We start from the raw sequence: 14,526 nt of genomic DNA on the forward strand, positions 1-14,526 counted from the left end.
ACTGGACTTAAGCTGATGCCGACCTGGTTATTGCCTGAGAATATCGCCGACGTGTTGCCCGCCGAGGCACGCAAGCTTGAGGAATTGCGTCGCGTGCTGCTCGACCGTTTCCGTTCGTATGGCTATGAGATGGTCATGCCGCCGCTGCTCGAATACCTCGAGTCATTGCTGACGGGCAGCGGTAGCGACCTAGCGTTGCGCACATTTAAGTTGGTCGACCAGTTATCCGGCCACACGCTGGGGCTGCGCGCGGACATCACGCCGCAGGTATCGCGTATCGACGCGCACTTGCTGAATCGGCAGGGCGTCACGCGGCTGTGCTATGCGGGGCACGTGTTGCACACGCGTCCCCGTGGCCTGCATGCGACGCGTGAGCAAATCCAGATTGGAGCCGAAATCTACGGGTATGCAGGCTTGGAGGCGGATGTCGAAATCCAGCAGCTGATGCTCGATAGCCTGCGGCTCGCCGGTCTCGGGCCGGTGCGACTGGACCTGTGCCATGCGGGCGTGCTGGCCGCGCTGCTGGACGCCGACGAGCGCGCGGCCGGGTTGGGCCCCGCGCTGTACGCGGCGCTGGCCGGCAAGGATGTGCCCCGGCTGGATGAGCTTACGCGTGACCTGGCGAAGCCGGTGCGCGACGCGCTGCTCGCGTTGCCAATGCTGTACGGCGACGCGTCAGTGATCGACGAGGCGCGCGCGCAACTTCCTGCATGGCCTGCGCTCACGCGCGCGCTCGATGAGCTTGCGTTTCTTGCCGCGCAGATCGGCGATGCGCACGTGGCGATCGACCTAGCCGACCTGCGTGGCTACGCGTATCACAGCGGCGTGATGTTTTGCGCGTATGTCGATGGCGTGCCGAACGCCGTGGCGCGCGGCGGGCGCTATGATCATGTTGGCCACGCGTACGGGCGTGCGCGGGCGGCGACCGGGTTTTCGCTGGACTTGCGCGAGGTGGCGCGGATTTCGCCGCGGCAGGCACGCTCCAGTGCCATTCTGGCGCCGTGGAATCACGACGCGGCGTTGCGGGCCACCGTAGCGGCGTTGCGCGATAGCGGTGAGACGGTGATTCAGGCGTTGCCCGGCCACGAGCATACGCTGGACGAATTCGCCTGCGACCGCGTGCTCGTGCAGCGGGGCGACGCGTGGACCGTCGAGCCGCGCTGAAGACGGTGCATATGCCGGCTGCCTAAAAAAACGGCAGTCGTGTGCACGAACCTAGGTAGAATACGTTTTTAACCAGCTCAAGTAACACCATGTCCGCCAGCGTAGCTCAATCAGGTCAAGCGGCAACCCAGTCCGGACGCAACGTCGTCGTGGTCGGCACCCAGTGGGGTGACGAAGGAAAGGGCAAGATCGTCGACTGGCTCACCGATCATTCCCAAGGCGTCGTGCGCTTTCAAGGCGGGCACAACGCGGGCCATACGCTGATCATCGGCGGCAAAAAAACCATCTTGCGGTTGATTCCATCGGGCATCATGCGCGATGGCGTCGCATGCTATATCGGTAACGGCGTCGTGCTGTCGCCGGAAGCGCTGTTCAAGGAGATCGGCGAGCTTGAGGATGCCGGCGTCGATGTGCGTAACCGGTTGTTTATCTCCGAGGCGGCCACGCTGATTCTGCCGTATCACATTGCGATCGATCTGGCGCGCGAGGCACGGCGTGGCGCTGGCAAGATCGGCACCACCGGCCGCGGCATCGGGCCGGCGTACGAGGACAAGGTTGGCCGGCGCGCGTTGCGCGTGCACGACTTGTTCGACGCGGCCACGTTCGCGGACCGATTGCGCGAGAACCTCGATTTCCATAATTTCGTGCTCACGCAATACCTGGGTGCGCAGGCGGTCGATTTTCAGCAAACGCTGGATGCGATGCTCGGCTACGCGGACCGGCTCGCGCCGATGATCACCGATGTGTCGCGGCGGCTGTATGACGAGAACAACGCCGGGCGCAACCTGCTGTTCGAAGGCGCGCAAGGCACATTGCTGGACATCGACCATGGTACGTATCCGTTCGTCACGTCGAGCAATTGCGTCGCGGGTGCAGCGGCGGCCGGCGCCGGCATTGGCCCGCACAAGCTTAACTACGTCCTTGGGATCACAAAGGCCTATTGCACACGCGTGGGCGCCGGACCGTTCCCGAGCGAACTGTATGACGTGGACAATCCGCAACGCCAGGACCCGGTCGGCTTGACGCTGGCCAACGTCGGCAAGGAATTCGGCTCGGTGACGGGCCGCCCGCGCCGCACCGGCTGGCTCGATGCAGCCGCGCTCAAGCGCTCGATTCAGATCAACGGCGTGACGGGATTGTGCATCACGAAGCTGGACGTGCTTGACGGGCTCGATGAGGTGCGGTTGTGCACCGGCTACAGGATCGATGGCCAGGACGTCGACATTCTGCCGCGCGGCGCAACGCAAGTGAGCCGCTGCGAACCCGTGTACGAGACGTTCCCCGGCTGGAAGGTAAGCACGATCGGCATCAACGCGTGGGATGCGCTGCCCGCCAATGCGCGCGCGTATCTGACGCGACTGCAGCAAGTGGCCGGCGTGCCAATCGATATGGTGTCGACCGGTCCGGATCGTGACGAGACGATTTTGCTGCGCCATCCGTTTAAGGCTGGGTAATACTGCGCGATTCCGATATTCCTATGATGAAAGAACTGAGTTCGGACCCGCGCAATGACGACCAGCACCTGTGGATCGGCTGGGACGATTATCATCGGCTGGTCGAGCGGCTTGCGTTGATGGTGCACGAGTCGGGCTGGAAGTTCGACAAGATTCTGTGCCTGGCGCGTGGCGGGTTGCGTGTCGGCGACCAGTTGTCGCGGATCTATGATCTGCCGTTGGCCATTCTCGCCACGAGCTCGTATCGCGAGGCTGCGGGCACGCAGCAGGGCGATCTCGATATCGCGCAGTACATCACGATGACGCGCGGCGAGTTGTCTGGCAATGTGTTGCTGGTTGACGATCTCGTCGATTCGGGCGTCACGTTGGCGCGCGTGCAGGAGCATTTGAAGGAGCGGTATCCGGCCATTACGGCGGTGCGCTCGGCGGTACTGTGGTACAAGGCATGCTCGAAGGTGAAGCCGGATTACTTCGTCCAGCACCTGCCGACCAATCCGTGGATCCATCAGCCGTTTGAGGAATGGGACACGGTGCGTCCGCACAACCTGGCCGCGTGGATCAAGCGCGGCACCGGCGGTACCGCGCCGGCAAGCGCGTGATTCGCGCCAGGTGGCGGTATCGGCAATGGACGAACATAAGGCGGCTGCTTCTGGCAGCCGCTTTTTTATCGGCGAGAGACGCGGCGTGCGGTCTGTCCCGTAGTCAATCGCAATCGTAATCGGAACGGCGCCGCAAGCTTCCGTGGTGCGGCAACAGCATCGCGGGCGCGGGCTTACTCCGTGAACCTGCATGGATAGAATATCGCCTCGTTTTCGCGACACGACGCCCGACATGACGAATGCTCTCCACGGTCATCCGATCCGTACCCAACCGTTGCCCGCCTTGACTGTGGCCGCAATCGGCGTCGTGTTCGGCGATATCGGCACCAGTCCGCTGTATGCGCTGAAGGAGGCTTTCAGTCCGCAGCACGGTATCGCGTTGACGCCGGAGGGCATTCTCGGCGTGATCTCGTTGCTATTCTGGGCGATTGTCATCGTGGTGTCGTTGAAATACGTGCTTTTCGTGATGCGGGCCGACAACGATGGCGAGGGCGGCGTGCTCGCGCTGATGGCGCTCGCGTTGCGCGGGTTTGCGCGCGATGGCAAGTGGATCGGCGTGCTAATGGCCTTCGGCATCTTTGGCGCCTGCATGTTCTATGGCGACGCGGTGATCACGCCGGCGATCTCGGTGATGTCCGCGGTCGAGGGGTTGGAAATCGCCGCGCCATCGCTCGCGCGTTATGTGCTGCCGATCACGCTGCTAATCCTGATCGCACTGTTCATGCTGCAGAAGCATGGCACCGAGGTCGTGGGGCGGCTGTTCGGGCCAGTGATGATCGTCTGGTTCGTCACGCTTGCGCTGCTGGGCCTGTACCATATCGCCACCGCGCCTCGTGTAATCGCGGCGCTCAATCCATGGTATGCGATACGCTTCATGCACGACCATGCGGTGCAGGCGTATCATGTGCTCGGCTCGGTATTCCTCGTGCTCACCGGCGCCGAGGCGCTGTATGCGGATATGGGACACTTCGGCGCGAAACCGATTCGCGTCGCGTGGTATGGAATGGTGATGCCCGCGCTGGTGCTGAATTACTTCGGACAGGGTGCGTTGTTGCTCAGCGATCCGAGCGCGATCCAGAATCCATTCTATCTGCTCGCGCCGGACTGGGCGCTGCTGCCGCTGGTGGTGCTCGCCACGGCGGCCACCGTGATCGCGTCGCAGGCGGTAATCTCCGGCGCATTTTCGCTAACCAGCCAAGCGATCCAGCTTGGCTATGTGCCGCGGATGAAGATCCAGCACACGTCCGCGAGCGCGATTGGGCAGATTTACATCCCGATCGTGAACTGGTTGCTGCTGTTTGTGATCCTTATTATTGTGCTGGGTTTCAAGAGTTCAGACAATCTTGCGGCGGCCTACGGGATCGCGGTCACCACGACCATGGTAATCACGACGATACTCGCGTGTGTCGTGATGGTGCGCGTTTGGAACTGGAACAAGCTGTGGGTGGCCACGATTATCCTGGGCTTCATCACGGTTGACCTGTCGTTCTTCGGTGCGAACCTGCTGAAGCTGCGCGAAGGCGGCTGGCTGCCGTTGCTGATCGGCGCATTCCTATTTTTCCTGCTGACCACCTGGTACAAGGGCCGGCAGATTGTTAAGGAACGTACCGCGGCCGATGGTATTCCGCTAATGCCGTTCCTGCAGGGGCTGCTTGCCCATCCGCCGCATCGCGTGTCAGGCTCGGCCATTTATCTGACTGGCAACGAGACGCTGGTGCCAGTCAGCTTGCTGCATAACCTCAAGCACAACAAGGTGTTGCACGAGCGCACGATCTTCATGACGTTCATCACGCTGGACATCCCGTATGTCGATGACCATCGGCGCATCGACACCAAGGAGCTTGGCGGCGGGCTATATCGGGTGCGCGTGACGTACGGCTTTAACGAGACACCGGACTTGAATGGCGTGCTCAAGCTGCTCGAGCAACAGGAAAACATGTCATTCGATTTGATGGACACGTCGTTCTTCCTCGCGCGGGAAACCGTCGTGCCGACGCAATTGCCGGGCATGTCGGTATGGCGCGAGCGGATTTTCGCCTGGATGCACCAGAACGCCGCGAAGCCTACCGACTTCTTCAGCATCCCGGCCAATCGGGTCGTCGAGCTTGGCACAAAGATCGAGATTTAGTTGGCCTGCTGCCGCGTGGTATTACCTGCCGCTGTGCTTTAGCGGCCGCGTGGTGCAGAACACGTCGCTGCAGCCGCCGGCGGTGTAAGGGTGAAGGGTGAAGGCAGCGGCCGGGTAGATAACCCGGCCGCTGCATCCGTTAGCGCAGCTTGAGCTTGGCGAGCGCGGCTGCCATCGCGCCTTGCGGTTCTGTCTCCCGGGTCCGTTCGCCGCGGCCCTGACCGCCGCGCCCACCGGCATCCCGGTCACGCGCTGCCGTGCTGCCCGCCCCGGCTCCGCCTGCCGCGGCGTCGTCTGACAGGCGCATTGTCAGCGAGATGCGCTGCCGCTTTAGGTCTACCTCGAGCACCTTGACGGTGACGACCTGGCCTGCCTTGACGACCTCGTGCGGGTCCTTCACGAACTTCGTCGACATCGCGGACACGTGCACGAGCCCGTCCTGGTGTACGCCGATATCGATGAACGCGCCGAATGCCGCGACGTTGGTCACGACCCCTTCGAGAATCATCCCGGGCGACAGGTCGGCGAGCGTCTCGACGCCTTCGCGGAACGTCGCAGTCTTGAACTCGGGCCGTGGATCGCGCCCCGGCTTTTCAAGCTCGCCCAGGATGTCACGCACGGTAGGCAGGCCAAAGCGTTCATCGACGAACTCGGCTGCGCACAGCTTCGCCAGCACGTCACGGTTGCCCATCACATCAGACACCGACTTGTTGATCTTCGCGAGGATGCGCTCGACCACCGGATAGGCCTCGGGGTGCACTGCCGAGCGGTCCAATGGGTTCTCACCATGGTTGATGCGCAGGAAGCCGGCCGCCTGCTCGAAGGTCTTGTCGCCCAGGCGCGGCACCTTTTTCAAGTGCTCTCGGGACGGAAATGGCCCATGGGTGTCGCGATACTCGACGATGTTGCGTGCGAGTGTCGCGTTCAGGCCAGATACCCGGGCAAGCAGCGCAATCGATGCGGTGTTCGCGTCAACACCCACTGCGTTGACGCAATCCTCGACGACCGCATCCAGCGTGCGTGCCAGTTCCCGCTGGTTGACGTCATGTTGGTACTGGCCCACACCGATCGCCTTTGGCTCGATCTTCACCAGCTCGGCGAGCGGATCCTGCAGGCGGCGCGCGATCGAAACCGCGCCGCGCAACGATACGTCCAATTCGGGAAATTCCTTCGCCGCCAGCTCCGACGCCGAGTACACCGACGCGCCCGCCTCGGAGACGACGATCTTTTGCAGCTTCAGTTCGGGATGTCGGGCGATGAGCTCGCTGGCCAGCTTGTCGGTTTCACGCGATGCGGTACCGTTGCCGATGCTGATCAGCTCGGCCTGCGTCGCTTGGGCGAGCCGCGCGAGCCGGGCCAGCGACCCGTCCCAATCGCGGCGCGGTTCATGCGGATAAATCGTATCGGTGGCCAGCAGCTTGCCAGTGCGATCGACTACCGCCACCTTGACGCCGGTGCGCAGTCCCGGGTCCAATCCGATCACCGCCCTGGGGCCAGCTGGCGCGGCCAGCAATAGGTCTTTTAAGTTCCGTGCGAACACATTGATCGCTTCGTGCTCGGCGCGCTCGCGCAACTGGGTCAGCAGGTCGTTTTCCAAATGCGGTTGCACTTTCACGCGCCAGCACCAGCGACACACGTCGCCGAGCCACTTGTCGGCCGGCCGCCCTTGATTGGCAATGCCGAAGTGGCGCGCAATCATCGCTTCGCCAGGATGCGGCACTTGTGCATCAAGCTCCTCGCCCAAGCCGAGCTTAACGAACAGCACGCCGGCATTGCGGCCCCGGAACAGCGCGAGCGCGCGGTGCGATGGCACCGTCTTGATCGTCTCCGCGTAATCGTAGTAATCGCGGAATTTCTCGCCTTCCTCTTTTTCCTTGCCCTCGACGACAGTGGAGATCACTACGCCCTGATTCCACAGGTAGTTGCGCAGTCGGCCCAGTAACTCGGCTGTCTCGCCGAACTGCTCGGACAGGATGTCGCGCGCGCCGTCCAGCGCCGCCTTGATGTCGGCAACGCCTTTGTCGGCATTGACGAAATGGGCGGCCTGCGCGTGTGGATCGCGCGTCGGATCCGCGAGCAACGCATCCGCCAGAGGCTGCAGCCCCGCCTCGCGCGCGATTTGCGCACGTGTGCGACGCTTGGGTTTGTACGGCAGGTAAAGATCTTCGAGCGCCTGTTTCATGTCGGCGGCTAGGATCGCGGTGCGCAACGTATCAGTCAGCTTGCCCTGCTCGTCAATGCTTTGCAGGATCGCCGCGCGACGATCCTCGAGCTCGCGCAGGTACAGTAGCCGCTCCTCGAGCAAGCGCAGTTGCGTGTCGTCCAAGTTGCCGGTGACTTCTTTGCGGTAGCGCGCGATGAACGGGACGGTTGATCCTTCGTCGAGCAGTTGTACGGCAGCGGCGACCTGCCGCGGCTGGACAGTCAATTCGGTGGCGATGCGCTGTACGATCTTTAGGGCTACGTTGTCCGTCATGGGTGAGGCTTGTGCAGGTTCGAGCCGGGCATTTTGCCATAAGCGCGATGCGGGCCGGGCGTGACACAAGATCGCGATGATAGAATGGCGACATGCATGACCGCCTACCGATGTCCTCTCCTGCCCCGTACCAGCGCGTTCGCGAATCGATGCCGCCCAGCGGATCCCTATCTTCCCGAGCGCACCGTCGCACGGTGGCGATAACCCATACTGCACGACGCAAGCGGGCGTGGCCGCTGGTTGGATGGCTGCTTGCGTGTGTCGCCAGCGTTGTGCCGGCTGCGCCGTTGTATGCGCAGGCTGCGGATTGGGACGGCGCCGATGGGCGAGCGCGAGATGCATCATCGTTCGGTGCCCGACAGGCGCAGCTCGATCGCCGCAGCGAGTTAAACCGCTACGAGTATGGTGTCGCAAAGCACAACTGCTACAGCGCTATCCTGGTCAACCATTGTCTGGAGAAGGCGCGCAACCGAATGATTGCGAACAAAATGCGGATTCGCGACGAGCAAAATGCGCTCGACAACGAGCGCCGGGCCGTGCATGCGCGACAACGCGACGAGCAAGCCGCGCTCAAGCGCGAGGCGTACGCGCGCGAGGCGCCTCAACGCGCGGCGCGTGAGCGCGAGAACGAGCAGTCGTACGACGAGAAACAGCGCCAGCATGCGATCAATGAGGCGCGACGTACCGCGCAAGCGCCACAGCGCGAGGCGAGCCAACGCGCGTACGATCAAAAGCAGGCCGACTACCAACGCAAGCTCGAGCAGGCGCGGCAGCAGGCCGCCCAGGATGCGCAGCAGCGGGCAGACAACGTGCGCAAGTTCGAGCAAAAGCAGCAGCGTGCGGTGCAGCATGCGCGGGACGTACGCGAGCGCCAAGCCCGAAAGCAGGGCGCTTCCACACCGGGCGCGGCGTCGGCAGCCTCCGGCATGGGCGGACAGTAGGGCCGCAGCCCCAGCTTGCGGACAAATGCCCAAGCTCTGCGCTAACCGCAGTAGAATCATGGTAAAGCGACCTCATATCGGGGGCCGGCGCCGCAGGTGCGACGGCTTCCGATCGATCGGGAGGAAAAGGGCATGCAGCATGCATATGACGCTGACACGGTGGCAATCCAGGGCCAGATTGCTCGACTTCAGGATGAGCATCATGACTTGGACTGCCTAGTCAACCGGGTGGCTGACGTGCCCGGCATGAGTGACCTCGAGTTGCAGCGGTTAAAAAAGCGCAAGTTGAAGGTCAAGGACACGATTACGCTGTTGCAGTTGCAGCTGAGGCCCGATACCCATAATTGATGCAGCGCGGCGGTTCCCGCCGCGTTCGCGCGACACGCCGGTAGGCGGCGCGCGCTGGCACGGCGCCACACCGACTTTGCAGGGATTGCCGCATTGACATCCACGCCTGAATTGCGTCCGCGCGAACCGGATAGTTCGCCGTCGGTCGATGGCGCGTCGGCCGCGCCGACGCTGACCCCAGATGGACTCGCCGTTGCGCCGCGCCGGCTCGCCGAACTTGACGCGATCTTCGCCGCGGGCGGTGTGTTAGCCCATCATATCGACGGCTATCGGCCGCGCGACGCGCAGTTGCGCATGGCGCAAGCGGTCGCGGCGGCGATCGATGCGACGGGGCGCATGCCGGATGCCGGCGCGCTCGCGCTGGCCCATACCGAACGTCCATCGCGGCGGCTCGCCGCGCAGCGCAGCGAGCCGCGCGGTGACTCGGGTGCCGCGACCGTCGGCGACGCGGATGCGACGGCGGGCGACAATACGTTGATCGTCGAGGCCGGTACCGGCACCGGTAAGACCTTCGCGTATCTAGTGCCCGCGATGCTGTGGGGTGGCAAAGTGATCGTGTCCACCGGCACCAAGCATTTACAGGACCAGTTGTTCCAGCGCGATATCCCGACGGTGCGCGACGCGCTCGCGGTCCCCGTATCGATCGCGATGCTCAAGGGGCGCGCGAACTATCTGTGTCACTATTACCTCACGCGCACCGCCGATAATGGCCGGTTGCCGTCGCGGCAGGATGCCGCGCATTTGCAGGAAATCGTGCGCTTCGCGAAGGTCACGCGCAGCGGTGACAAGGCCGAGTTGGCTAGCGTGCCGGAAAACGCGCCAGTGTGGTCACTGGTGACGTCCACACGCGACAATTGCCTGTCGCAGGAGTGTCCGCATTACAAGGACTGCTTTGTGATGCAGGCGCGTCGCGATGCGCAGCAGGCTGATCTCGTGGTTGTCAATCACCACCTGTTTTTTGCTGACATCATGCTACGCGACACTGGTATGGCCGAGTTGCTGCCCAGCGCGAACACGATCATCTTCGACGAGGCGCACCAACTGCCCGAGACCGCGACACTGTTCTTCGGTGACACGCTGTCGACCGCGCAACTGCTCGAACTGGCCCGCGACAGCGTCGCCGAAGGCCTGCTCAACGCGCGTGATGCAGTCGAATGGACGCGGCTTGGCGCGACGCTGGAGCGCGCCGCGCGCGATGTTAGGCTCGCGTTTAATCAGGATTCGCTACGCATCTCGCAGTCGCAACTTGGCAACGAGCATCCGCTGTTCGACGCGCTCGTCGGCGTCGAAGCGGCGCTTGACGAATTGATCACGGCGCTTGTGCAGCAGGCCGAGCGCGCGGAGCCGCTGGCCAACTGCCTGCGCCGTGCCCGAGAACTGCGGCAGATGCTCGATGGCTGGTGCGGGCCGGACAATGCGCCGGCGCAAGCTGCGTCATCCGCAGGCTCGCGGCGGGGCGGGCCATCGGTCGCCGTGCGGCAGCGCGGCGACGTCGCATCGGCATCAAAATCTGCGCCGGCATCGACATCGGCGTCTGCATCAGGATCCGCTTTGGGATCAGTGCAGCCCGACGACGCAAGCCAGTTCGGCGACGAGAGGGTGCGCTGGGTGGAGGTATTTTCTCACACGGTACAATTGCATCAGACACCGTTGTCTGTCGCGCCGATATTCGCGAAGCAACGCGGGGGCGCGCCTCGCGCGTGGATTTTTACGTCCGCGACGTTGTCCGTGCGGGGCGATTTTAACCACTACGCCACGCAAATGGGTCTGAACGCGCGTCGCTCGATGACGCTGCCTAGCCCGTTCGACTATCCTAATCAGGCATTACTGTACGTGCCGCGCAATTTGCCGCAACCGTCATCGCCCTATTTCACCGACGCGGTGTTCGACGCCGCGCTGCCGGCGATCGAGGCGTCCGGTGGCGGCGTGTTCGTGCTATGCACGACACTGCGAGCGGTCGATCGGATGGCCGCGCGATTGCGCGACGCGATCCTTGCGCGAGGATGGCCGTATCCGTTGCTGGTGCAAGGCGAGGCTAGTCGCACCGAGCTGCTGGACCGTTTCCGTCAATACGGCAACGCGATCCTGGTGGGCAGCCAGAGCTTTTGGGAGGGCGTGGACGTACGCGGCGACGCGTTGTCGCTGGTGGTCATCGACAAGCTGCCGTTTGCGCCGCCCGACGACCCGGTGCTAGCCGCGCGGCTGGACGCATTGACGCGCAAGGGGCTGAGCCCGTTCGCGGTACACCAGTTGCCGCAGGCCGTAATCACGCTGAAGCAGGGCGCTGGCAGGCTAATCCGTGCCGAAACCGATCGCGGTGTGCTGATGATCTGCGATCCGCGCCTGGTCGATAAGCCGTACGGCAAGCGCATTTGGCAAAGCCTACCCCCGTTCCGCCGCACGCGTGAGATCGATGCGGTGCGGACTTTTTTTACCGGCTCGGTGCCAGCAGATCCGCTCGTTGATGCACCCCCGGTGTCCCAGTTGGCGTGACGGTCACGGGCAGGCCGGTTCGCCCGTTCACCAAAATTGATACCACGGTTTTTCACCCTTGCGCAGTGCGCGGGCGTGGCCGGTCACGTAGGGGCTGTCCGGAAACGTTGACGTGAGCACGCGTTGGGTATCGTCGGCGAGCTGCGGCTGGTTCAGCGCGCGATACGACAATATCATCACATGCAGCGCATCCTCGGTGGCCGGCGCGTTCTTGTATTCTTTCAGCACTAGTTGCGCGCGGTTGATCGCGGCGACATACGCGCCGCGCCGATAGTAATAGTCGGCGGTGTGCACTTCGTGCGACGCTAATGCGTTGACGATGTAGCGCATGCGCTGTGCGGCATCCGGTGCATACTTGCTGCTCGGATATTTCTCGACGACGACGCGGAACGCATCGTACGAGTCACGTAATGCCTTCGGGTCGCGTTCGCTCATGTCTTGGCCGGCGAAGCGGCCGAACAGGCCCAGGTCGTCGTTGAAGCTGATTAGGCCCTTTAGGTAGTAAGCGTACGCGATATCCGGATGGTCGGGGTGCAATTGGATGAAACGGTCCACCGCTTGTTCGGCCGCCGCTGTTTCATTGTCCTTCCATTGGCAGTACGCGACATTGATTTGCGCCTGTTGTGCAAAATGACCGAACGGATCGCGCCCCTGCAGCAATTCGAAGTACTTCGAGCATTTGCCCCAGTCACCGGCGGTAAAGGCATCCTGGGCCTCCGAGTATAATTTCTGATTGGTCCACGCCGCCGTTTCGTCCGTTTTCTCGGGCAGACCGTGGCAGCCGGCGACGATCGCCGCTGCGATGGCCACGGCAGCGATCCTCAATGTGTTCAGCACTCGCATTCCAGTGAAGTTCAAATGACTCGTTCAAATGACCGGCCCAACGCCGGCGTCGATCCGCACGATTATAGCCCAAGCGTAAGCCCGGCCCGCCCCGACGAGCAAGTTGCGCGGGTACCGCCGGCGCTGGCAGGCGAGCGGCTGGACAAGGTCCTGGCGCGACTGTTCCCGACTTTTTCACGCAGCCGCCTGCAGACGTGGATTGACGCGGGGCGCGTGACGTTGGACGGTGCACCGGCGCGGCTGCGCCAGTCAGTGCCGCTGGGTGCGACCGTGCGGCTTGTGCCGGACCTGTTACCGCAAGCGCTGGCGTTCGCGCCGGAGCCGGTGCCGTTGCCGATCGTCTACGAGGACGAAACCCTGGTGGTGATCGACAAGCCAGCCGGGCTGGTCGTGCACCCGGCCGTGGGCAATTGGAGCGGCACGCTGCTCAACGGCCTGCTGCATCGCTATCCGGACGCTGCCGGACTGCCGCGTGCGGGCATCGTGCACCGGCTAGATAAGGACACCTCCGGCTTGATGGTGGTCGCGCGCACGTTGGCCGCGCAGACGGATCTGGTCAGGCAGTTGCAGGCGCGCACGGTCAAGCGCCGCTATATCGCGTTTGCCTGGGGTGTGACTCCGCCGAGTGGATGCATCGACGCGCCGATCGGGCGTGACCCGCGCGAGCGCACGCGCATGGCGGTGCTCGCCGGGGCCGCTGGCAAGGCCGCGCGTACGCACTTCAAGACCGTGGCCACCGGCGTGTGGTCCGGGCAACCGGTATCAAGGCTGCTTTGTGATCTGGAGACCGGGCGCACGCACCAGATCCGCGTGCATCTTGCCCATACCGGCCATCCGTTGCTCGGCGATCCGCTGTATGGCCGTGTGCGCAACGCGCGGCAACGTCCCGCGCTGCCCGCCGGCTTCGCGCGCCAGGCGCTGCACGCATGGCGGCTCGCCCTGGTGCACCCGGCCACCCACGCGCCGGTGGCATGGCGCTCGGCGATGCCGCAGGATTTGGCGCAATTGGCTGCCGTGCTCGGGCTGACGGACCCACCCGATGACCAGGCTGCGACAATCGACTTCGCACGGCAACACGCATACGATGACGAGGGTGGCAGCATTGATGCCGACGATGAGGAGGACGAGTTTGAATGAAGCCGATCGGCGACCCGGCGCTCCAACGCTTTGCCGAGTTGACGCTGTCCGACTGTATCGTGCCGGACTGGCGCGTGAGTCCCCGCGTGCGCGCGCTAATCACCACGCGCGCCGGCGGTGTGAGCCGCGGCGCATATGGCGTGTTGCGCGATTGGCAAAGCGCGTCCGGCGGCCTGAACCTGGGGCTGCATACCGGCGATGACATTGATGCGGTGCACGAGAACCGTCGTCGTGTGCTCGCGCTGGTGGGCGCGCCCGCCGCATGGCTCGAGCAGGTGCATGGCACGCGCGTGGTCAGTGCCGACGAAGTGGTCGAGAACGAGCGGCTGACGGCCGATGCGCTGGGGCCCAAGGCCGATGCCAGCGTGACCGACCGTGCTGGGGCGGTTTGCGCGATATTGGTGGCCGACTGCATGCCGGTGTTGATTTGCGACGAAGCTGGCCGGGCCGTTGGCGCTGCGCATGCCGGATGGCGCGGGCTTGCCGGCGGCGTGATTGAGCATACGGTTGGTGCAGTGCGCGCGCTGCTCGCGCGCAATAAGCACGCGCCTGGGGTGCTGCACGCGTATCTCGGCCCATCGATCGGGCCAGGTGCGTTCGAAGTCGGAGAAGCGGTGCGCGCCGCGTTTCTCGAGGCGTCGCTGCCGGGCGAGCGTGATGCGACCGATACGGCGTTCGTCGCGCTGCCCACGCGTGTCGATGACGTCGCTGATGTGCACGGCGATGGCCGATGCAAGTACCTCGCAGATCTCGGCGCACTAGCCCGGCTGAGGCTGGCCCGGGTCGGCGTGCACCATGTGAGCGGGCCCCACGCGTGTACGTTCAGCGATCCTGCTCGTTTCTATTCCTATCGACGGGACCGCACGACGGGCCGCATGGCAGCATTGATCTGGCTGACCTGACCGTGTGTGCGGCGCGGCGCTGGCCCGCACTGCCATATGCC

Annotated in this window: 11 protein-coding genes; 9 read left to right on the forward strand and 2 right to left on the reverse strand. The window is 63.8% G+C overall.

The window, feature by feature from the left end; all coding sequences use genetic code 11:
* The first annotated feature begins 15 nt into the window (after window positions 1-15).
* From KPG66_RS06065 to KPG66_RS06080, 4 genes are all read left to right on the forward strand, one after another.
* Window positions 16-1,164, forward strand: coding sequence for an ATP phosphoribosyltransferase regulatory subunit (locus KPG66_RS06065; RefSeq protein WP_013435110.1), 1,149 nt, complete (start codon window positions 16-18; stop codon window positions 1,162-1,164).
* Window positions 1,165-1,253: 89 nt separating this feature from the next.
* Window positions 1,254-2,618 (forward strand): adenylosuccinate synthase, encoded by a 1,365-nt coding sequence (locus tag KPG66_RS06070; protein WP_013435111.1) that lies wholly within the window; start codon window positions 1,254-1,256, stop codon window positions 2,616-2,618.
* A 23-nt stretch (window positions 2,619-2,641) separates the two neighbouring features.
* A complete protein-coding gene (locus tag KPG66_RS06075) occupies window positions 2,642-3,217 on the forward strand; it encodes a phosphoribosyltransferase (protein ID WP_013435112.1) in 576 nt (191 codons plus the stop codon).
* Window positions 3,218-3,449: 232 nt separating this feature from the next.
* The gene (locus KPG66_RS06080) at window positions 3,450-5,345 is read left to right on the forward strand and encodes a potassium transporter Kup (RefSeq protein WP_237070267.1); all 1,896 of its coding nucleotides are present in this window, start codon (window positions 3,450-3,452) and stop codon (window positions 5,343-5,345) included.
* A gap of 139 nt (window positions 5,346-5,484) precedes the next feature.
* On the opposite strand, the gene KPG66_RS06085 is transcribed toward KPG66_RS06080, so the two are convergent.
* Window positions 5,485-7,821 carry a Tex family protein gene (locus tag KPG66_RS06085; RefSeq protein WP_237070268.1) on the reverse strand — a complete coding sequence of 779 codons (2,337 nt, stop codon included), beginning with the start codon at window positions 7,819-7,821 and terminating at the stop codon, window positions 5,485-5,487.
* A 92-nt stretch (window positions 7,822-7,913) separates the two neighbouring features.
* Between KPG66_RS06085 and KPG66_RS06090 the strand changes: the two genes are divergently transcribed.
* From KPG66_RS06090 to KPG66_RS06100, 3 genes are all read left to right on the forward strand, one after another.
* The gene (locus KPG66_RS06090) at window positions 7,914-8,762 is read left to right on the forward strand and encodes a colicin transporter (protein WP_237070269.1); all 849 of its coding nucleotides are present in this window, start codon (window positions 7,914-7,916) and stop codon (window positions 8,760-8,762) included.
* 132 nt (window positions 8,763-8,894) lie between these two features.
* Window positions 8,895-9,110 (forward strand): DUF465 domain-containing protein, encoded by a 216-nt coding sequence (locus KPG66_RS06095; protein ID WP_041753423.1) that lies wholly within the window; start codon window positions 8,895-8,897, stop codon window positions 9,108-9,110.
* Between the two features lie 93 nt (window positions 9,111-9,203).
* Window positions 9,204-11,603, forward strand: coding sequence for an ATP-dependent DNA helicase (locus KPG66_RS06100; RefSeq protein ID WP_422393294.1), 2,400 nt, complete (start codon window positions 9,204-9,206; stop codon window positions 11,601-11,603).
* 27 nt (window positions 11,604-11,630) lie between these two features.
* Here KPG66_RS06100 and KPG66_RS06105 read toward each other — a convergent pair whose 3' ends face one another.
* Window positions 11,631-12,446 (reverse strand): outer membrane protein assembly factor BamD, encoded by an 816-nt coding sequence (locus tag KPG66_RS06105; RefSeq protein ID WP_041753425.1) that lies wholly within the window; start codon window positions 12,444-12,446, stop codon window positions 11,631-11,633.
* A gap of 15 nt (window positions 12,447-12,461) precedes the next feature.
* On the opposite strand from KPG66_RS06105, the gene KPG66_RS06110 reads away from it, so the two are divergent.
* Window positions 12,462-13,583 (forward strand): RluA family pseudouridine synthase, encoded by a 1,122-nt coding sequence (locus KPG66_RS06110; protein WP_237070270.1) that lies wholly within the window; start codon window positions 12,462-12,464, stop codon window positions 13,581-13,583.
* Window positions 13,580-14,485 carry a peptidoglycan editing factor PgeF gene (gene pgeF, locus KPG66_RS06115; protein WP_237070271.1) on the forward strand — a complete coding sequence of 302 codons (906 nt, stop codon included), beginning with the start codon at window positions 13,580-13,582 and terminating at the stop codon, window positions 14,483-14,485. The genes KPG66_RS06110 and pgeF overlap by 4 nt, the downstream gene beginning before the upstream one ends.
* Window positions 14,486-14,526: the final 41 nt, after the last annotated feature.

The organism is Mycetohabitans sp. B2 (genome assembly GCF_021733735.1).
Taxonomy (GTDB): Bacteria; Pseudomonadota; Gammaproteobacteria; order Burkholderiales; family Burkholderiaceae; genus Mycetohabitans; species Mycetohabitans rhizoxinica.

Bases quoted from the DNA above. Each gene is read 5' to 3' on its own strand.
- KPG66_RS06065 (WP_013435110.1), top strand. From the start codon at position 16: ATGCCGACCTGGTTATTGCCTGAGAATATCGCCGACGTGTTGCCCGCC.
- KPG66_RS06070 (WP_013435111.1), top strand. From the start codon at position 1,254: ATGTCCGCCAGCGTAGCTCAATCAGGTCAAGCGGCAACCCAGTCCGGA.
- KPG66_RS06075 (WP_013435112.1), top strand. From the start codon at position 2,642: ATGATGAAAGAACTGAGTTCGGACCCGCGCAATGACGACCAGCACCTG.
- KPG66_RS06080 (WP_237070267.1), top strand. From the start codon at position 3,450: ATGACGAATGCTCTCCACGGTCATCCGATCCGTACCCAACCGTTGCCC.
- KPG66_RS06085 (WP_237070268.1), bottom strand. From the start codon at position 7,821: ATGACGGACAACGTAGCCCTAAAGATCGTACAGCGCATCGCCACCGAA.
- KPG66_RS06090 (WP_237070269.1), top strand. From the start codon at position 7,914: ATGCATGACCGCCTACCGATGTCCTCTCCTGCCCCGTACCAGCGCGTT.
- KPG66_RS06095 (WP_041753423.1), top strand. From the start codon at position 8,895: ATGCAGCATGCATATGACGCTGACACGGTGGCAATCCAGGGCCAGATT.
- KPG66_RS06105 (WP_041753425.1), bottom strand. From the start codon at position 12,446: ATGCGAGTGCTGAACACATTGAGGATCGCTGCCGTGGCCATCGCAGCG.
- KPG66_RS06110 (WP_237070270.1), top strand. From the start codon at position 12,462: ATGACTCGTTCAAATGACCGGCCCAACGCCGGCGTCGATCCGCACGAT.
- pgeF (WP_237070271.1), top strand. From the start codon at position 13,580: ATGAAGCCGATCGGCGACCCGGCGCTCCAACGCTTTGCCGAGTTGACG.